The 20031-nt window shown below is 32.6% G+C and carries 16 protein-coding genes, 1 tRNA gene and 1 pseudogene; 13 read left to right on the forward strand and 5 right to left on the reverse strand.

Translation table 11 applies throughout. The features are described from left to right. Positions 1 to 367: 367 nt before the first annotated feature. The 5 genes from METIG_RS01560 (at position 368) to METIG_RS01580 (ending at position 6631) form a co-directional block, all read left to right on the forward strand. Entirely contained in the window at positions 368 to 949 is a 582-nt protein-coding gene (locus tag METIG_RS01560; protein WP_013798484.1) for an FmdE family protein, read from the forward strand. Then, positions 946 to 2691 (forward strand): formylmethanofuran dehydrogenase subunit A, encoded by a 1746-nt coding sequence (locus tag METIG_RS01565; RefSeq protein WP_013798485.1) that lies wholly within the window; start codon positions 946 to 948, stop codon positions 2689 to 2691. The genes METIG_RS01560 and METIG_RS01565 overlap by 4 nt, the downstream gene beginning before the upstream one ends. Before the next feature lies 1 nt (position 2692). Continuing rightward, positions 2693 to 3928, forward strand: coding sequence for a formylmethanofuran dehydrogenase subunit C (locus METIG_RS01570; protein ID WP_013798486.1), 1236 nt, complete (start codon positions 2693 to 2695; stop codon positions 3926 to 3928). A 5-nt stretch (positions 3929 to 3933) separates the two neighbouring features. Further along, positions 3934 to 5280 (forward strand): formylmethanofuran dehydrogenase subunit B, encoded by a 1347-nt coding sequence (locus tag METIG_RS01575; RefSeq protein ID WP_013798487.1) that lies wholly within the window; start codon positions 3934 to 3936, stop codon positions 5278 to 5280. A 220-nt stretch (positions 5281 to 5500) separates the two neighbouring features. Next, complete coding sequence (locus METIG_RS01580; RefSeq protein ID WP_013798488.1) at positions 5501 to 6631, forward strand: molybdopterin molybdotransferase MoeA; 1131 nt, start codon at positions 5501 to 5503, stop codon at positions 6629 to 6631. Between the two features lie 37 nt (positions 6632 to 6668). On the opposite strand, the pseudogene METIG_RS09175 reads toward METIG_RS01580, so the two are convergent. After that, positions 6669 to 6856, reverse strand: a pseudogene (locus METIG_RS09175) (signal recognition particle-docking protein FtsY); the annotation flags it as partial. Between the two features lie 523 nt (positions 6857 to 7379). On the opposite strand from METIG_RS09175, the gene METIG_RS01585 reads away from it, so the two are divergent. The 8 genes from METIG_RS01585 (at position 7380) to METIG_RS01620 (ending at position 12794) form a co-directional block, all read left to right on the forward strand. After that, positions 7380 to 7598 (forward strand): hypothetical protein, encoded by a 219-nt coding sequence (locus METIG_RS01585; RefSeq protein ID WP_013798489.1) that lies wholly within the window; start codon positions 7380 to 7382, stop codon positions 7596 to 7598. Between the two features lie 4 nt (positions 7599 to 7602). Beyond that, complete coding sequence (gene modA, locus METIG_RS01590) at positions 7603 to 8412, forward strand: molybdate ABC transporter substrate-binding protein (protein ID WP_013798490.1); 810 nt, start codon at positions 7603 to 7605, stop codon at positions 8410 to 8412. Between the two features lie 21 nt (positions 8413 to 8433). Continuing rightward, positions 8434 to 9204, forward strand: a complete 771-nt coding sequence (gene modB, locus METIG_RS01595) for a molybdate ABC transporter permease subunit (protein ID WP_013798491.1) — start codon at positions 8434 to 8436, stop codon at positions 9202 to 9204. A 4-nt stretch (positions 9205 to 9208) separates the two neighbouring features. After that, the gene (locus tag METIG_RS01600) at positions 9209 to 10363 is read left to right on the forward strand and encodes an ABC transporter ATP-binding protein (RefSeq protein WP_013798492.1); all 1155 of its coding nucleotides are present in this window, start codon (positions 9209 to 9211) and stop codon (positions 10361 to 10363) included. 10 nt (positions 10364 to 10373) lie between these two features. Beyond that, the gene (locus tag METIG_RS01605; RefSeq protein ID WP_013798493.1) at positions 10374 to 10868 is read left to right on the forward strand and encodes a hypothetical protein; all 495 of its coding nucleotides are present in this window, start codon (positions 10374 to 10376) and stop codon (positions 10866 to 10868) included. 102 nt (positions 10869 to 10970) lie between these two features. Continuing rightward, on the forward strand, positions 10971 to 11699 hold the full coding sequence (locus tag METIG_RS01610; RefSeq protein WP_013798494.1) for a Rossmann-like domain-containing protein: 729 nt from the start codon (positions 10971 to 10973) through the stop codon (positions 11697 to 11699). Positions 11700 to 11927: 228 nt separating this feature from the next. Continuing rightward, positions 11928 to 12584, forward strand: coding sequence for a type I 3-dehydroquinate dehydratase (gene aroD, locus METIG_RS01615; protein ID WP_013798495.1), 657 nt, complete (start codon positions 11928 to 11930; stop codon positions 12582 to 12584). 133 nt (positions 12585 to 12717) lie between these two features. Then, positions 12718 to 12794 (forward strand) — tRNA-Ala (locus METIG_RS01620). A 31-nt stretch (positions 12795 to 12825) separates the two neighbouring features. Here the strand turns inward: METIG_RS01620 and METIG_RS01625 are convergent. The 4 genes from METIG_RS01625 to frhD all read right to left on the reverse strand — a co-directional run bounded on the left by METIG_RS01625 (position 12826) and on the right by frhD (position 19976). Then, positions 12826 to 14739 (reverse strand): OB-fold nucleic acid binding domain-containing protein, encoded by a 1914-nt coding sequence (locus METIG_RS01625; RefSeq protein ID WP_013798496.1) that lies wholly within the window; start codon positions 14737 to 14739, stop codon positions 12826 to 12828. Positions 14740 to 15304: 565 nt separating this feature from the next. Then, a complete protein-coding gene (locus METIG_RS01630) occupies positions 15305 to 18304 on the reverse strand; it encodes an AAA family ATPase (RefSeq protein ID WP_013798497.1) in 3000 nt (999 codons plus the stop codon). A 77-nt stretch (positions 18305 to 18381) separates the two neighbouring features. Further along, a complete protein-coding gene (locus tag METIG_RS01635; protein WP_013798498.1) occupies positions 18382 to 19470 on the reverse strand; it encodes a metallophosphoesterase family protein in 1089 nt (362 codons plus the stop codon). A 17-nt stretch (positions 19471 to 19487) separates the two neighbouring features. After that, a complete protein-coding gene (frhD, locus tag METIG_RS01640; RefSeq protein ID WP_013798499.1) occupies positions 19488 to 19976 on the reverse strand; it encodes a coenzyme F420-reducing hydrogenase, FrhD protein in 489 nt (162 codons plus the stop codon). Positions 19977 to 20031 lie beyond the last annotated feature (55 nt).

The following is a 20031-nucleotide window of genomic DNA, read 5'->3' on the forward strand; positions in this document are numbered from 1 at the left end:
GTTTAAAGCATTTATAAAACACAACCTCTTACACAAGCCACTACATCCAAATTCTTCAATTATACACCACCCTCACTTTTTGTATTCTATTTTTAACTCACCATATTTAAATTTTTTAATTATGCACCACCCTCATATTTGTATAATATTTTTGATTATTACTAAATATTAACTTTTTTATAGTTTGTTATGATGTTCGGAGATACTGACATAATACGAAGTTATGAAACCATTATGCTTAAATACTTTTTGTCTTAATCTTATGTAGTAACACATTTATATAAGGATTAATTTTAGTAAGTAACGTAAATTACTACATAATATAAATACGAAACCATTTTTAATTAACTCCGCTTGGAGGTAAATTATGAATATTTCTGAAATGAGCAAAAGGGTTGGTATTAAGAAAGAGGATTTTGAAAAAGTTTTGGATTTTCATGGGTGTTTAAGTCCCGGCGTGCTTATAGGTATGCAGATGTTCAGTTTGGCAAAAAAAGTCCTTGATATTGATGAGAAAGATAGAATATATGTAACATGTGAAACACAAAATTGCCTTCCTGATGCCTTTCAAGTTCTTGGGAAATGCACAACAGGAAACAAGGGATTGAGAATTGTTGATACTGGAAAGATGGCAGTTACCGTAAATAAATGGGGAAGAGAAGGGGAGATTATAAAAGGGGTTAGAATAATCCTTGACGCTAAAAAAACAAAAAAATTCCCAAAACTCCATGCGTGGTATTTGAATATTGAAAAAGTTCCTCATGATGAGGTTATTTTAGATATCTTAAATGCTGGAGAGGATGTTTATTCTTATGAGTTTGTGGATATTATTGTTCCAAAAAAATCAAAGAAAAAAATAAAGTTTTGTGAGATTTGCAATGAGCCATTTGTTCAGAAGGGAGATGAAACTATCTGCCTATCCTGTCAAGGTAGTGTGGTGATAACATGAATCTCATAATAAAAAATGGTTATGTGTTTGACCCATTTAATGGGATTGATGGAGAAAAGATGGATATATTTGTTAAAGATGGAAAAATTGTTGAAGAATTCTCTCCAAATGAGGACAATGTAAAAGTTATTGATGCAAAAAATAAGACAATTATGCCTGGTGGAGTTGATTCTCACACACACGTTGCAGGTCCAAAGGTTACACACGGTAGGATGATGTGTCCCGAGTTTCAATATAAACACCCTATAAAAAAGACAAACATAACACATAGCGGAAGCGGAAATGTTGTTCCTTCAAGTTATGTTATGGGGTATAAATACACTTTAATGGGTTATACAACCGTTTGTGAGGCAGCAACACCGCCAATGCTTGCAAAACACACACATGAGGAGTTAAAGCATGTTCCTATTTTGAATAAATGTGCTTATTTGATGCTTGGAAACAATTGGTTTGTTATGAGATACTTAAAGGAAGGAGACATTGAAAAAGCCGCTGCTTATGTTGCGTGGATGCTTAAAATCCACAAAACATTTGGAATTAAGTGTGTAAATCCTGCTGGTGTAGAGAATTGGGGATGGGGTTTGAATATTAATTCATTGGATGAACCAAACTTGCACTTTGAAATTACACCAAGAGATGTTATTAAAGGACTTGCAGAAGTTAATGAGATGTTAGGTTATCCAATGTCAATACATGTTCACGCAAATGGTCTCGGACACCCGGGAAACTGGGAATTAGCAAGAGAAACCTTAAAAATACCAAAACATATAAAAGCAAATCAAAAAGTTGAGGTTGATGAAGAAATAAAGACAAAAGTTTCCTATGAAAGGGAGCAGAGTATTTATTTAACCCATGTTCAGTTTAACGCATTTGGTGGAACTTCTTGGAAGGACTTTGAATCAGGAACACGTGGAATTATTGACTATGTGAATAAATCAAAGCATGTTGTTATTGATAGTGGGTGTGTTGTATTTGGTCCAGCAATTTGTATGACTGGGGATGGTCCAAATCTCTATGATTTGGCTGTTTTGACTGGAAATAAGTGGTCAAATGCTGATGTTGAGTTAGAATGCGGTTCAGGTATTGTGCCATTTGCATACAAGAAAAAAAATGGGGTTCATAGCGTCCAATGGGCAATGGGTTTGGAGTTATTGTTGGGTGTTGAAGACCCTTGGAAGGTTGTCATGACAACAGACAGCCCTAATGGTGGACCTTTCACAAATTACCCAAAAGTCATTGCATGGTTGATGAGTAGGAAGGCAAGAGAAGACACATTATTAGAATGCCACAGTTGGGCTTCTGAAAGAACAGACCTTCCAAGTATTGATAGAGAGATGACACTATACGAGATTGCAACAATAACAAGAGCAACACCAGCAAAAGCAGTAGGTTTAGCACCAATGAAGGGACATTTGGGTGTTGGCGCAGATGCAGATATTGCAATTTATGATATAAACCCAGAGACACTCAACACAAATGACTACAAAACCATAGAGAAGAAGTTCTCAGTTGCAGAATACACAATAAATGGAGGAAAAATTGTTGCACACAATGGAAAGATTGTTTCAACACCAGAAGGAAGAACATACTACTGTAACACCAAATTTAACGATGAAGAGATTTACAATGAGATGATTAAGGATGTTAAAGAGTGGTTTAAGTATTATACCTTTGATTTCACCAACTATCCAACATCAGAGCATTATTTAACAAAACCAACGCCAATAAATGTGGGTGAATAACATGCAAGTGATTTTAACTCCAAAAGAAACCCCAGATATTCCCATAGAAGCAGATGTTATAACACCAGATAACTTTGCAAATAAGAGCAAAGAGGAAATTGAATCCTTAATGGTTTGGCAAGGTCCAAATACATATCCACTTTCAGAGTTTTTTGATGTTGAAGTAAGTTCAGACGATTCAGAGGATGTAACAATAATTATTGAAGGAGATGTTAAGAGGGTTAAATACATTGGCTATAAAATGACCTCTGGGAAAATCATAATCAATGGAAATGTTGGAATTCAGTTAGGTTCTGAAATGAAAGGCGGAGAGATTGTTGTAAATGGAAATGCTGGAAATTGGGTTGGAAGGGAAATGAAAGGCGGATTAATAAAAATTAATGGAAACGCTGGGGACTATGTCGGTTCTGCTTACAGGGGCAGTTGGTACGGAATGAAAGGGGGAAAAATTATTGTTGAAGGAAACGCTGGGAATAATGTTGGAGGAGGTTTATCTGGCGGAGAAATTATCATAAAAGGCAATGTTGGGCAGTTTTGTGGTATAAGGCAAAGTGGTGGATTCATATATATTGGAGGAAACGCAGAAAGGGCTGTTGGAGTAGAGATGTCAAAAGGAGATATTGTTGTTTGTGGGAGGATAAGGTTCTTTGCCCCGGGGTTTGAGTTTGCTAATGAAGAGGTTGATATAAACATCAATGGAATGCAAATTAACGGAGAATTCCTTAAATTTGTTGGAGATTATGCAATAAAAAGAAATCCAAAAGGAAAACTCTACGCTTTAAAAGAAAAAAACCTTGGTCTCATCGAACCTGAATTGTATGAATGCTATGAGAGTCATAGATACGATGGTGGGATAAAAGCCCTCCTTAACACAGGAAGTACCATTGTGCAAGGGGAAATTATTAAAGGAGGAAAAAAATTCACAGAAAAATACGTTAAAGAATGTGCTGTCTGCTACATCCACCCAAAGGATTATGCATATCTTGGAAAGCCAAAGTATGTTAAAGTATTTAGCGAGGATAGAAAATCAGAGATATGTTTAAAGGCAATTCCAGACGATTCCTTGCAAGAAGGAACTGTCTTTATTCCAAGATCTATTTGGGCAAATGTTGTTATTAGCTCATACACAGAGGCTATGGGTTCTCCGCTTTATAAAGGTTGCTTTGTGTTTGTTGAGCCAGTAAAAGAGGCAAAGATATTGAGTGCAGAGGAAATTATGAAAAGAATATATGGGTGAGATTAATGAAAGTTTTTAAGGGGATCACTTGTCCCGTTTGTGGAATGGCATGTGATGATATCGAGGTTTTATATGATGAAGAGAACCAAAAAATAATTGTAAGAAATGTTTGTAGGGAAGGGGCACCAAAGTTCCAAGAAATTGTAAGCCCACACAGAATAAGAGAACCAATGATAAAGAAAAATGGAGAATTTGTTAAAGTTAGTTGGGAAGAAGCAATAAACAAGGCAGCAGAAATTTTGGCAAATGCAAAAAGACCACTCTTATTTATGGGTGCTGAAACTTCAGCAGAAGCACACATCGTTGGATTACACATGGCTGAGTATTTAGGAGGAGTTGCTGACTCAAACTCAACAATATGACACGGTCCAACATTAATGGGTGTTCAAGAGGCTGGACTTCCTGGCTGTACTGCTGGAGAAGTTAAAAACAGGGCTGATTTGATAATCTTCTGGGGATGCAACCCAATGCACTCACACCCAAGACACATGAGTAGATATTCAGTATTTGCAAGGGGCTATTGGACTGAAAGAGGAAGAAAAGATAGAAAAATTGTGGTTGTTGACCCAAGAAAAACCGACACTGCAAAGTTAGCGGACTTACATGTTCAATTAAAACCAAACACCGACTATGAGATGTTCTCCGCACTCCTTACAGTATTGAGAGGAAAAAGACCACACCACAGCATTGAAAAAATAACAGGAGTTCCGATAGAAACAATAGAAGAAATGGTTGAGTTGATGAAAAATTCAAAATTTGTAAAAATTTATGGTGGTTTAGGATTGCCTGCATCAAGAGGGGGACATAGAAACATTGAAATGGTTTTGAATTTAGTTAAAGAACTAAATAAATACACAAAATGTGCTATAGGGGCTTTAAGAGGACATTGCAATGTAAATGGATTTAACCAAATCGCATCTTACATGTATGGCTATCCTTACGGTTTGGACTTTGCAAGGGGTTATCCAAGATACAACCCTGGAGAATTTACGTTTGCAGATCTTTTGAGAGAGAGGGAAATTGATGCAATATTGGTTGTTGCGGCAGGTATTGTGGAGCATACACCAAAGGACTGTGCAAAATATTTAAATGAGATTCCAATGGTTTGTATTGATATTGCCCCAGGACCAACGCCTTATGCATCAGATGTTGTATTGCCTGGAGTTATTGATGGAATGGAGTGCGGAGCAACATTTTATAGATTTGATGGATTAACCCTTTATGCAAAACCATTCACAAAATCACCATTCCCATTCACAAAAAGCAATGAAGACACATTAAAACAAATATTCAACAAAATTAAGGAAATTAAAGAAGAAAAGAAAATAAATAAACATAATCAGCCCAAATAAAATAAATAGGCCAGGAAGTCCAGCCAGAAGTTAAACGCCTCTTAGAAAGGATGCCGAACCCATTACGGGAGGCATCCTATCTTTTATTTTATTTTTTTAATTTTTTAAGATTATTTTTTTAATTTTTTAAGATTTTAAGATTTATTAATTTTTAATTTAAATTAGATGAAAACGCAAAGTTTTCATTATCCTCATAGTTGCAATCGGAGATGGTGATGTTATGATTTCAGTCAGAGAAGCAGAGAAAATTTTAAGTAAATTTTATTTTAATAAAACCGAATATATTAAAATAGAGGAGTCCTATGGTAGAGTTTTAGCAGAGGATATAATAAGCAACATTGACATCCCAAGGTTTGATAGGAGCGATATTGATGGCTATGCAGTTGCGGAAATTTTGGAGGAATATATTTTAATTGATGAGGTTTTTGCAGGGGATGATAAGGATTTGGAGATAAAAGGAAATGAATGCGTTTCAGTTGCTACTGGTGGAAAAGTTCCTAAAAATACAAAATATGTAATTCCAGTTGAGAATACAATAAAAATTGGTAATAAAATTGTTGTTATAAATTTTGATAGAATTGAAGGAATTTCAAAAAAGGGATGTGATGTTAAAAAAGGAGATATTATTTTAAAAAAAGGAACTTTAATAAATGAGAGGAATATTGGTGTTTTAGCATGTTTGGGGATTGAAGAAGTAAAGGTTTATAAAACTCCAAAAGTTGGGATTATCTCAACCGGAAATGAGTTATTTAAAATGACAAAGGATATAAATTCAAAAACAATCGCATCTATTGTAAAGAAAGCAGGTTGCGAGCCAATATTTTTGGGAATTGCAAGAGATGATCCCAATGAAATAAAAGAACATATAATTGAAGCGTCAAAGAAATGCGATATTATTGTAACTTCTGGTGGTGTTTCCATTGGGAAGAAGGATTTTCTTCCAAGGATTGTTGATGAGTTAGGGGAAATATTATTTCATAAAGTTAAGATGCGCCCGGGAATGCCAATATTATTTGGAAAAATTGATAAAAAACCAATATTCTGTATGCCAGGGAATATTGTTTCATGTTTAGTTTGTAGTTATGTGTTTTTGCTCCCATTATTGATGAAAATGGCACATAAACCATATAGAAGAAAGATTATTAAAGCAAAACTATCTGAAAAAATAATATCTGAACCTGATTTTTTATATCTATGGCCTGTAAAATTAAAAAATGGCATAGCATATCCAACATTTAAGGGTTCTAACATGTTAACCTCAATATTGAATGCGGATGGACTATCTGTAATAAAAGAACATGAGTTAAAAAAAGATGAAGGGGATATGGTAGATGTTTGGATTTTTGAATAGATAATAAAATTTTTTGAAATTAAAAATAAATTTTCAATTAGAATTCCCTTTTCGTTGAGAACTTAACTTCTCCCTCCCCAAACAATTTATTCACCATCCAATCTACATCAAATTCAATTAAATCCTCATATCTCTGTCCAACACCCAAATACAAAATTGGCTTTCCAATAGCATAGGTAATAGATAACGCAGTCCCTCCTTTGCATCTGCATCGACTTTGGTTAACGGTATCTACGGATATGCATTAGATATGCACAATCGGGTATTGCTAATATTCATACATTCACCTGTGTAGAATATTTGTATAGTATTTTTGATTATTACTAAATATTTTAGTCTTGGACATTAATAAGTGGAAATTATTGTTTGGAAAATTATTATTGGTTTTATATTCAAAACCAAAAATTTATGGCAAAACTTTGTTTTGTTGTATAATTTTGTTGGGATAGATAAACTTTTAGAAAATTTAATAATACCAATATTCCAAAATCTTTATGGCAAAACCTTGGGTTTTGCCGTTATAATTTTTGTTCGAGATTATGACTTTTTTATAGTTTGTTATGATGTTCAGATACTGTAATATATTCAAATTCATAAACGTAGTTTATATAGTTTTTCACTTAACACAAACAATCATATTTAAATACTATTTTAGTAATGATTTTAGATTAATTATTGTGTATAATAGTAACTAATATTAATTAACATAAAATTAACAATGCCACAAATATCGTGGAGGTTTAGAAATATGAAAAATATTGATGATGAGGCAATACAAATTTTAATCAACGCTCCACTAATGTCAAACGACGAATTGAAAGAAGCATTATCTTATTTTAAAAAATTAGCAATGAAAAAAGGAATAAAAAAGATGTTTTTAGCAGGAAGTAACCTTCCGTTTACCGAAAAGTTTATATATTATATTTACACAATTACAAAACCAGACCCAGATAGATATAGAGGGTGACCTTATGAAAAAATCTGTGGTGTTTCTTATATTTGCTATTGTTGTGCTCTCAGGGTGCACAAGTAACCAACCAACAACAAAAATAGAAAAATTTGAAGATTTGGGAAATGATGGGGTGACAATATCCATAGGAAACCCAGAACATGTCCCAGCTGGAAGGTATGCAATGGAAGTTTTAGACAACTTAAGAAAATCAAATCCAAAACTTACAGATAAAATAATAAAAAATATTGTCTCAAAAGAATCCAATGTTAGGGCTGTTTTAGATAAAGTCGTTTCAAAAGAAGTGGATGCAGGGTTTGTTTATAGAACCGATGCATATATGGAAAAAGACAAGGTGAAAATCATCAAAATCCCAAAAGAAATTAATGTAGTTCCCGAATATCCTATTGCAGTACTAAAGGATAGTGACGATAAAGAGAGAGCAGAAGAGTTTGTTAAATTCGTCCTTTCAAAAGAAGGGCAGGAAATATTGGAAAAATATGGGTTTATTCCAATAAAGAACCCACAATCTTACGAACCAAAGAAAATTGGTGGAGAAATTATTGTTTATGCTGCTGCATCATTAACAGATGCGTTTAAAGAAATATCTAATGAATTTGAGAAAAAAACTGGATGCAAAGTAAAATTATTATTTGCAAGTTCAGGTTCTTTGAGACAAAGAATAGAAGGTGGGGCAGTAGGTGGGGAAAGTGGAGCAGATGTTTTTGCTTCAGCAAGCTTGAAACACATGAACATTCTCAAAAAAGAAGGATTTGTGGACAATTACAGCATATTCGCAAAGAATGAACTTGTAGTTATAACTCCAAAATAATGCAGTAAATACGTGGTAAGTATGCAACCAATAACATTTAGATTTTTGATTGGATTTAGCATAACTGTGTTTATTTTGCTGATTATCATGCCATTTGTGGCTTTATTATTTAATATACTTTCAAATCCTTTGGAAGAACTCATTGATTACAAATCTATACTGAATCCCCTAATTTTAAGCGTTACAACCTCTCTTGTATCAACAATAATTTCGCTATGCGTTGGAATTCCATTGGCATATATCCTAACTTACAAAAAGTTCCCACTAAAGGATGTATTTGATACTATTGTTAATTTACCACTTGTAGTACCTCCAACTGTTGCTGGATATTTACTTTTAATAACCTTTGGAAGATACGGGTTGATTGGTTACCCATTGCATTTATTGGGCATCACAATAATGTTTACGACCTTTGCAATTGTTATAGCTCAGACATTTGTTGCTCTCCCATTTATGGTAAGAAGTATTAGGGCATCACTCCAAGATATTCCATCCTCATTAGTTGATGCCGCAAAAACACTTGGGGCAAGTGAATATGAGATATTCAAGGAAATAATTTTGCCCCTATCAAAAACTGGAATCATATCAGGAATAATATTAACCTATGCGAGGGCTATGGGAGAATTTGGAGCTACGGTAATGGTTTGTGGACTTTTAGAGACCTTACCAATTGCAATATTCAACAGTGCGATGGGGGGAAATAGAGAAATTGCAAACATTCTGTCTTTGATTTTGATTGTAATATCATTTGGAATTTTAACATTATTCAAAAGAATTGCCGCAAAGGGATGATACCATGATAGAAATTAACAACATATCAAAAAGAATAGATGGGCAAGAAATTCTGAATGATGTAAGTTTTAGTGTAAATGATAGTGAGATTATGGTTTTGTTAGGGCCGAGTGGTTGTGGAAAAACTACGCTCCTAAAAATTATAGCAGGATTGTTGAAGCAGGATTATGGAGATGTGGTAATTAATGGCAAAGTAATAAACGACTTACCCCCACAAAAAAGGAATGTAGGGTTTGTTTTTCAGGATTATGCCCTTTTCCCACACAAAAATGTTTTTGAAAACATAGCATTTGGATTAAAAATTAGAAAAATACCTGAAAATGAGATTAAAAAAAGAGTATATGAAATACTGGAAATCCTTGAGATCACACACTTAAAAGATAAAAAAATCCCTCAGTTAAGTGGGGGGCAAAAGCAGAGGGTTGCATTGGCAAGGGCTTTAGTTATTAATCCTGATGTTCTATTATTGGATGAGCCGTTGAGTGCTTTAGACCCAGTTTTAAGGGAGAAATTAAGGGAGGAGTTAAAGGCCATACTAAAAAATTTAGGAGTTACAGGAATTTATGTAACCCACGACTTAACAGAGGCTATGTTGTTGGGGGATAGTGTTGCAGTGATGAATAAAGGAGAGATCCAGCAAATTGGAAAGCCAGATGAAATCTTTTATCATCCAAAAAATGAATTTGTCGCAAAGTTCGTTGGCGTAAAGAACATTTTAAAAGGAAATATAAAAGAACTTAAAGATGATATAGCAACAGTAGAGGTAGTTAATGAGGGGCTGAAATCACCATTCACAATAAAAGTTAAAAAATACCCTATCTTTGAAAGAAAACATAACAATAATATCTCTCTATGTATTCACCCAGAAGATATTATATTAGATAAAACAAAAAAATATGAAAATGCCATAAAAGGAAAAATCATCAACATAATTCCAAATGGTTCTGTATTGAAGGTTGTTGTGGATATTGGTGGTTTGGAAATTTATGCAGTTACAACAAGGCACCTTTTAAAATACGATGTGAATGATGAAGTTTGGGTTTCATTTAGCAGAGAAGCCCCCCACCCAATGTGTGGTAAAAAATGCAAATCTCCAAACCAAGAAGCATTATGTAAATGCAAAGCACTTAAAAACACAATTGAGGAAATTGAATATTAAGGTGATTATTATGGCAGTGATAACAATTAAAAAGGATTTTGTGGAAATTAAAAGAAAATTAATGGAGAAAAACGTTAAAACTGTAATGGTAATAGGTTGTGGCATATGTGCGAAGAGTAGCAAAACAGGAGGTCCAGAAGAGGTAAAAGAAATGAAAAAAATGCTTATTGAGGAAGGATTTAGAATATTTGAAGATGAAAATTTACCAGATTCTTTAGAGGATGGGTTATGTAGATATAGTGCTGTTGAAAAGTTGGCAAAAAGTGTAGATGTGGATTCATTCGATTCCATATTGGTACTTGCATGTGGGGCAGGGTTAAAGTGTATTGCTGATAATTTTAAAGACAAAAAGATAATTTCTGGAGTAAACACAATAGGAATTGGTATTAAGGAGAAACTTGTATGCCTTGCATGTGGGGATTGTGGATTTGATGATGGTGTTTGCAAGAGATTAGCGATAATTGAGGAGATAAACAAACATTTAAAAAGGTCATATAATACATAAAAAATTTAAAATTTTAATAAATTATAAAATTTTAATAAATTAGTGTTATAATATTTAAATAAACATCATATAGTATTGTATCATTTTCGTTGGTGATGGAAAATGTATGATGTAATATATGAAAAAGCAATGGAAACTCTAAAACCAATATTAAATAAAACAGTTGTTATAAAAACATTAGCACCAAAAGAAGCTATTGGAAATGTAGATAGAGAAGATTATCCAATAATAAAAGGAAAAGAAATTATGATTGAGGCGGATATAGAAGGAAAAAGAGGACAAGCATTTACTTCCTACCCAATAAACACTAAAGGGACACTAAAAGAGTTTATTGAAAAAATTAAAGGCGATGAAAGAGATAGAGCAATAGCAATAGCATCAATAAATGCTGGGATGAATTATCTTGGCTTATTGGATAGATGCGTACATTGTAAGGATGATAAGCCAAAAGAATGTGGTAAAAGACTGGCATTGAAGATATTGAGGGAATTTGGTGGGGACGCTATTGTGGCACATATTGGCTTTCAACCCGGACACATAGAGGCAACTTCAAAATTATTTAAAGTGTATATTACCGATTTAAATCCAGAGAACATTGGAAAAGAAAAATTTGGAACTGTTGTTTTAGATGGAAAGGAATGCAACGATAAGATTATAAAGAAATCAGATATTGCGTTAATTACTGGGAGTACAATAGTAAATGGAACATTTTGGGAATTATTAAAAACCTGCGAAAAATACGACACAATACCAATTATTTACGGAGTTACAGTGCAAGGTGTTGCTAAGTTGCTTGGAATGGATGTCTATTGTCCATTTGCTGGAAGATAAAATTAATTTAATTAATTTTTATTTTTACCTTTGGATATGTTAAAAGTCCAAAAGATAAGACATATAGTCAGTGACAAAAGGGAAGATAGTCGAATATTCCTTTAATTTAATATAATTTATTATTATAGAAAGTTTTATCACTAACATAAACTCAGATACATAAATTATGCACCACCCTTTTTTTGTCTTTTATATTTTTTAAAACTTTAAATTTTGTCGGGTGAAAATATGATATGCATCCCAATAGTTGATAACAATATAGACGATGCATTAAAGAACGCTGAGAAGGCGTTAAAAGAAGCAGATATTGTTGAATTTAGAGTGGATATGTTAGATGATGTTAATGAAAGTGCTATTGAAGAGATGGTAAAGTATCCTTGTATAATAACAGTTAGAGCAGATTGGGAAGGTGGATTTTGGAAAAAAAGCAATGATGAAAGAATAAACTTAATAAAGAAAGCAATAGAATGCAATGCAAAGTTTGTAGATATTGAGTTAAAGGAGGAAAAAAATAAAGAACTCGTGAAATTTAGGGACGAAATTGGTTCAAAAACAAAAATAATCATCTCTTACCATGATTTTGAAAAAACTCCATCCTGTGAGGAGTTAATAAAAATCGTTGAAGAGGAGTTAAAGATTGGAGATATTGCAAAGTTTGCAGTTATGGCAAAAAGCAAAGAAGATGTTTTAAAAGTTTTGAATGTAATTAACAAGTATAATGGAAAAATAATAGGCATAGCCATGGGAGAAGAAGGAAAATTAACAAGAATTTTAGGGGTTCATTTTGGCTCTATCTTAACTTTTGCATCTATGGAAGGAAAAGCATCCGCTCCTGGACAAATTGATGTCAAAAAATTGAAAGAAATCTGGAAACTTATCTTATAAGATTATGTGATTTGGAAAAACGCCCCTCATTAAAATTGAAATTATTTTTTACAACGTCACTACTTAACTTCATCATTATTTAACTTCGAAAATTTTATATATGGGTTATATTAATTATCTTAATGCCTACTATGGGCTGGTAGCTCAGACTGGGAGAGCGCCGCATTGGCTGTGCGGAGGCCGCGGGTTCAAATCCCGCCCAGTCCACCATTTTTTAACTTTTTTATGTTTCTAATATTTTCTACATGCTTTTAATAACATTTATCTCTTCATCCAAGTTTATTTCTCTAACATTTTTTACATTCATCTCTAAGGTATCTCTCTTTTTAATAACTCCATTAAACACAAATTCTTCTCCTAAAAGTTCTTCTATTATGTCAATATCGCAATTAATTAACTCATCTCTGCTCTTTTTTGTTAATTTTTCAACGTTCCTATTGTATAATCTGCATGTTATTGTTCCAGTTCCATCATCTACAACCAAAGTTAATGTTAAAACTTCATCTGGAGTTACATCTCCACACTCCGGGCATGAGTATCTGTCATCAACAACAACCACTTTCCTCCTACAATTTGGACAGAGATACAAAACAAAACCCTGCTTTACATAATCTACTATAGTCCCTCTAATCTCGACATCTTCCCCATCTTCAACATCTGCAATAAATTTTCTATTTGATTTTATTGTTATGCCCTCTGGATTCACAATTATTCTTCCAAATCTTCCTATGTTCAAGTCAACATATTCTCCTCTTTCCCTAACATACCCATAGACAACCTTTACAACATCCCCTTCTTTTATATCCAAATCTGCATTTTCATCCCACAAAACCAACCTAATCCTTCCAGTCTCATCTTCGATAATAACATTTCTAACCTTGCCTATGCCACCTTCTCTTTCAAATTCATTTACTTCAAATACCCTATAAACCCTCCCAATTACTGTAATGTCATTCTTATCAACATTCCCTTCAACTATATCTCTTATTTTGCAGAGGTTTTCTTTATATTCAGGGGCAGATATACTTTCATCTTTCACAATTTCAGTTTCAGCAGTCGCTATTAAATCAACTCTTTGGTATCCTTCCCTATCTGTATATAACTTAACTTTACAATTCGTAACCTTTAACAAATCCCCCTCATTTATACCATTTAATGCATTGGTTTTACCTCTCCAAAATGATATTCTAACCCTTCCAGTTTCATCCTCTAAGTAAAGCTCTTGGACTTCTACAGTTGTATCTCCCAAATCAACAGTTTTTTTGTTACTTATACCCATTACTCTGCCTCTAACAGTTACAATTTCATTTTCATAATTTGGAAGATTTTCTATATCCACTTCTTTACTTACTATTTTTTCTCCTTTTTTCAATATTTCTATGGAGTTTGCACTTGCCTCTAAACCATAAGGTCCCTCCCTAACATATCCCTCAACCCTTACATAGTCTCCTCTATTTACTTCAATATCTGCCATGTCATCCCATAATGTAACTCTTATGCTTCCCGTGTTGTCCTTCAATATGAATGATTTTAATCTTCCCTTACTCCCATCTTTTCTATCAAATTCTCTAATTCCATAGGATGCTACAACTTCTCCTTCAAATTTTGCTGTTATATTTGGGATTAGTTCTGAAATTTTGTATATATCTTTTATTTGTGGGTATTTTTCTTCATCGTAATCTGTAAGCTTATCTATTTTTGTGTCTGCACTACTGTTTAACTCAATCCTATCTCTCCATTTTCTTGAGTATGCATTTTCTACCTTAACAACATCTCCAACTTTTAAACCATCTGCTAACTCTACCTTATCATCCCACAATGTTAACCTTATAGTTCCAGTGTTGTCTGCTATTTCAATAGATCTCAACTTCCCTTCAGTTCCGTCTTTTCTTTTGAATGTTCTGATTTCGGAGATGTTCATTATCCTTCCAGTTACCTCTACGTTCCTTTGTCCCTCTGTTATATCATTTATTGTAAATTCGTAATCTTCCTCCTCTAAATCAAACTCAATTCCCATTTCTTTTGCAATTAATGAAATTGCTCCTTCCTCATTTAACAATCCGCCAAATTCCTCTATCTTTTCACGCACTAATTTATTTAATTCTTCTTCTGAAATTTTTGATAGTATTTTTGCTTTTAGTTCATTTACATCCATTTTATTCACCATTATTTGTTGTTAAGGAAGCTCCGCTCTTTAGAGCGGAGGGGATTTGGTATCGATGAATTTATATACAAGTTATTTCATAAATTATACGGCAAAATCCAAAGGATTTTGCCATTATATTCTTCGAAGGCTGTCTGACCCAGCCTGATGAACATAACCTGCCCAATGACGCCTCGGCGACGAGGATGAGAGGGTGTTCCCTATGGGAACCTCCGTCCTTTAGAGCGGAGAGGAGGTCAGCACGAAGTAACCAACTATTAACTGCAAAGCAATAAAAAAGCAATAAAAAACTGTAAAATTTTGTGCTCAATACTTTGGGAGCACTCTATACTTCAACATATATAAATCTTTCTAAGGATTAAATTTGAAAAATTAAGTAAAATTGAAGCCCAAATTAAAATTTAAGTAAAATACATAAGTTGTTTGTAAAAATTCTCTACAATTTATTTAGTCATAACAAATTTTTTGAAAGAATAAAAATCATTAGTATAAAATTTTAAATAAAGCATAATTTATTCCCTTTAATCTCATTTAGGTAACAATTATAATGCTGAACTTAACCATTAATAGATACCTTTGAGATTCCTCCTTCTTTTCTTACAGTTATTAGCGTATCTGCTATTTGTTCCAATTCTGAGTGGTGTGTAATGAGTATCATTTGTGGAATGGTTCTTATGTTTTTAAATATCTCCACGAGTTTCTTTCTCCTCTCTTCATCAAGATAAACGGTTGGTTCGTCTAATATTATGCACTCTATTCGGCCTCCAATTAGAACCTTTGCTATTCCAAGCCTTAAAGCGAGGGCAACTGCTATCTGCTCCCCGCCACTTAAATTATTAACACTTAAAACCCCATTTGGGGAATGGACTTTTATATCAAAGTCGTGCGTTAGTTCTATATGTGTGTATGGTAAATCAAACTCCTCAAATGCTTCATTTGTGTATTTTTGGATTAGTGGTTTATACTTCTCCCTCAAATATTTTTGGAACCCTTCTCTTGAAAATACTTCCCTAACCTTGCCTAAATATTCAATGAATTTTGAGAGTTTCTCTTTTTCTTTTTCTTTTTCCTTTAACTCATCTAAATATTTATTTAGTTCTTCTAAATGTTGGGTTATGTTTTCTATTTTTGTTTTACATTCTACAAGTTCTTTTTCTTTATTTCTTATAGTTTCTTCTAATTTTTTATAATCTTCTCTAATTTTTTCGTGAGTTCCCTCATCATAATTTAAGTCCTTCAACCTATTATTTAACACCTCTATTCTTTCCAAAAGTTCTGATTTTTCTTTTAATTTTTCATTTAACAAATTTTCTACATGCTTTTTCAATTCTTTAATGTCAACATTGTATGACTTTGATAAGTTCTGCAATATTGCAAAGGCATTTTTGTATTTTTCATAGTATGCTTCGAGGTTCCCTAATTTCTCCTCTAATTCCTTAGATTTTGCTTCTTTTTCTTTATATTCCTCAATATGTCCAAGTAGTGCCAGGATTTTGTTTTCAATATCGTTTAACTCTCCTTTTAATTTTTCCTTTTCTTCAATTAACCTTATTAGTTCATTTATATTATTAATTTCTGTCCTAATGTTTTCTATGTTTGAGTTACAAGTGTCTAAATCATAATCCCCTTTTATGTTTTCTAATTTATTCTTCTCCTCTATCAATTTATTCTCATCAATACCCTTTAAATGCTCGCAAGCGGTTAAGTATTTTGTGTAGGCATCGCTTAGGTTATTTAACTCATCTTTAACCTTTTTGTATCTCTTTTCTACATCCTCCCCATCGATAACAAATTTTGATAATTCTTCTTTAATAATTTTCATTTCATCCTTTTTCTTTTTAATTTCATCCATTACCTCATTAAGTTGATTTATTTTTTCCTTCAATGCACTCAGTTTTTCTTTTAACCTTCCTCTATGTTTCAATTCCTTATTTATATTTTCAATCTCTTTGTTGCATTCTTCTAATTTTTTGCTAAGGTCTTTTAATCTTTCTTCCTCTTCTTTTAAATTTTTCGAATATTCTTCTTTTAACTCTTTTTTCTTCTCTTCGCTAATCTCTGAATTACAAACAGGACATCTTCCCTCAACTTTTTCAATCTCATTTAGTGCCTTTTTTAGTGCGTTTATTTTACTCCTAACTTCCCCAATGTTCTCTTGTATTTTGTTTTTCTTTTCATATATTTCATTTAGTTTTTTCTCTAAGTCATTCATTTCTTTAACTTTTTCTTCCATTTCTTTAATGTTATGCTGGCTAATTTCATCCAATAGTTCATTTTTCTTTTTATCCAAGTTTTTTAGATCTTTTACAATACTGTTGTATTTTTCCTTTAATGTTGCAAATTCATTAACCATTTTTTCTAAGTTATCCTTTTCTTTCTCAAGTTTTAGATATTTCTCATAAAGTTCTTTATTCTCATTAATTATCTTTTTATAGTTGTTTATTTCTTCTAATTTTTCATTTATTCTCTCTAAATCCTTTATTGCTTCTCTAATTTCTTCAAATTGTTTAATTTTTTCGTTTAAGGATTCCAATATTGAATTTAAATACTCTAAATCTTCTCCATATTTAAAATTGGAGATTTCAGTTTCTAATTTGTTTATTCTGTTTTCGATGTTCTCCTTTTGCCCAATGAGTTTGTTGTATTTATTAACACTTCCTTTTAATTCGTTTAGAGATTTTCTTATGTTTTCCAATTCTTCTTTTATTGATAAATATTGCTTATAATTTTCTTCATTTTTTTCAATTATTGAGTAAGCATTTGAAATTGTTTGTAAATCGTCCTCATATTTCTTTATTTCATTCTCTATACCTTTTAAATCAGATTCATACTTCTCAAGTTTTGACGTGAATTTTATAAACTTCTCCCTTATTTTATCCCAGTTCTCTAACTCTTTCCTCTTTTTTGTTAATTCTTTGTTGAGATTGGTAAGTTCCTCTTTTAGTTCTCTCAGTTTAACCTTTAACTTCTCTAACTCTTCAGTTTTTTCTTTAATATCTTTTTCAATTCTTTCCTTATTTTTTAACTCTCCTTCAATTGAATTCAACTTCTCCCTAAATGCATTTATAACGTCCCTCATCATTTCCCAAGATTTCTGATATTCACCAATGCCTAAAAGTTGGGCTATAATTCTTTCTCTTTCTGATGGGCGTGCATTGATAAGTTCCGCAATCTCTCCTTGCTTAATGTAAATTGAGTTTGTAAATACCTTCTCGTCAATGCCTAAAATATTTTCTATCTCCTTTGTCACTTCTCTTGAACCCTTTGCTATGAGTTTGCCGTTAGCATATAACCTTTCATTCCCCCTTTCTCTAACAACCTTGTATGTCTTCCCCCCAACTTCAAATGTCAATTCAACAGATAAATCTTTTTTCCCTTTTGTAACCAAATCTTCATATCCAACTCTTGGTTTAAATAATGCATAATGCATAGCGTCAAAAATAGATGATTTTCCACTTCCATTATGCCCAATAATTACAGTAATTCCTTTGTTGAATGTTATTTCACTATTAACATGGCTTTTGAAATTTCTCATTTTAATTTCTTTGATTATCATAATTATCCCCTTTGTGGTTGTTTGTATTAACAATAAAAAAACATTTTTTAAAAATTCGAGTTTTGTAAATCAAATTTTTATTCAAACTTGTTGTAATATTCCTTTACAAATTCTTCCCACCCTTCGTTATTTATCAACTTCCTATGTAAATTCAAGACAAAATCTGCATCTAACCCTTTACTTTTAACGTACTCTGCAAATAGTTTTTCAATGCTTGAATGCTCTGGGATGTCATATTCAATATCCTCGTCATCAACAATCCTAATATTATACCAGAGTGCATTACTCTTCAATATCCCCAAAAGCATTACGAATTCTCTCTTAATTACTCCATGAACAATGGGCTTTGATGTATTTGAGAGAGCATTGAGAAATTCCTCAAATTTCTCCTTTGAATCTATGAATATCTCAAAAAAATCCCTACATTTTACATTGACACTTTCAACTTTAACAAAATCAACATCATTCTTATCAAAATCTCCACTCATATCAACAACATAAAACCCCTTTCCATTCTTTTTGTAATCTTTATACTCATCTTTTCTCATAATTTCCGTTGAACCACTATATGCCAAAACTCCTCCATTCTCCAACCTATCAATTATTCTATTGTGTATATGCCCCATTGCATAATAACTAAACTCTGGAAGTTCACTCTTTTCCAATTCATATTCGGGCACATAGGGGTTTATTCCTTGATGCATAATGAGAATTTTTTTCCTGTATTCTTTTGATGCATTCTCCAATATTTTGAGTCTTTCTATGAGATTTTCTTTACCTATTTTTGAGTGGTAATTAGCTCCCCCTATAAATACATCTCCGTGGATGTGATAAGGTTTATTTACAAATGTCCTTATATAATTCTTCAACAAAACCAGTGGGGTTTCTTGAAACCTTCTTTTTGGAATATCATGGTTTCCCATAACTATATAAATTGGAATGCCCTTTTCCTTTAACCTTGAAAATCCCCTCATTGCTGTTGATAGTGCCTTTATTGGTGGCCTTATATCTTCAAATAAATCTCCACTATGGACAACAAAATCGGGCCTTATTTCCAAAATTTTCTCTATACATTCATTAAAAGAGTTATAAATGTCATTTTCTCTCTCATCTAAATTATATTGCCTATAACCTAAGTGATTGTCTCCAATATGAACAAATTGCATATTAGACACCTTTAATTTTAATTTGATTTATAAATTTCCTCTAAAACCATCTCTACTGCTTTATCTACTGCATTTTTAACCTCTTCACTCAAACCTATCTTAATTTCCGGCATTGAAATTTCCTTTGCTTGGCATCCTATTATTACAACCTCAATTCCCTTTTTACTTGCATCTATTAAGTAGGGTGCTAATGGTGTACCATGTGCATCAAAGGTATATTTGTTTATTTTTGGGAGTTCATCAACATCCACTTTTTTCAAAGTTCCAGGTTCTAAACCAAAATCAATAACATCAACAATAATAATCTTCTTTACCTTTGCTTCCTCATCCATAATGGACATTAAGTAGTATGGTGCCCCAGTCCCAGCATCTATTATTTCCACGTTTTCTGGCAAATCCATCTTTTCTAATCTTGATATAACCTCATATCCAAACCCATCATCTGCAAACAATAAATTCCCACATCCAAAAACCAAAATTTCCTTCTGTAGTGATTTTGGAAGCATTGTATCACCAATTTTTTATGATTCATAACCCATTATGGAAAGAAAAACTATATAT

Source organism: Methanotorris igneus Kol 5 (assembly GCF_000214415.1).
GTDB classification, from domain to species: Archaea; AGJL01; Methanococci; order Methanococcales; family Methanococcaceae; genus Methanotorris; species Methanotorris igneus.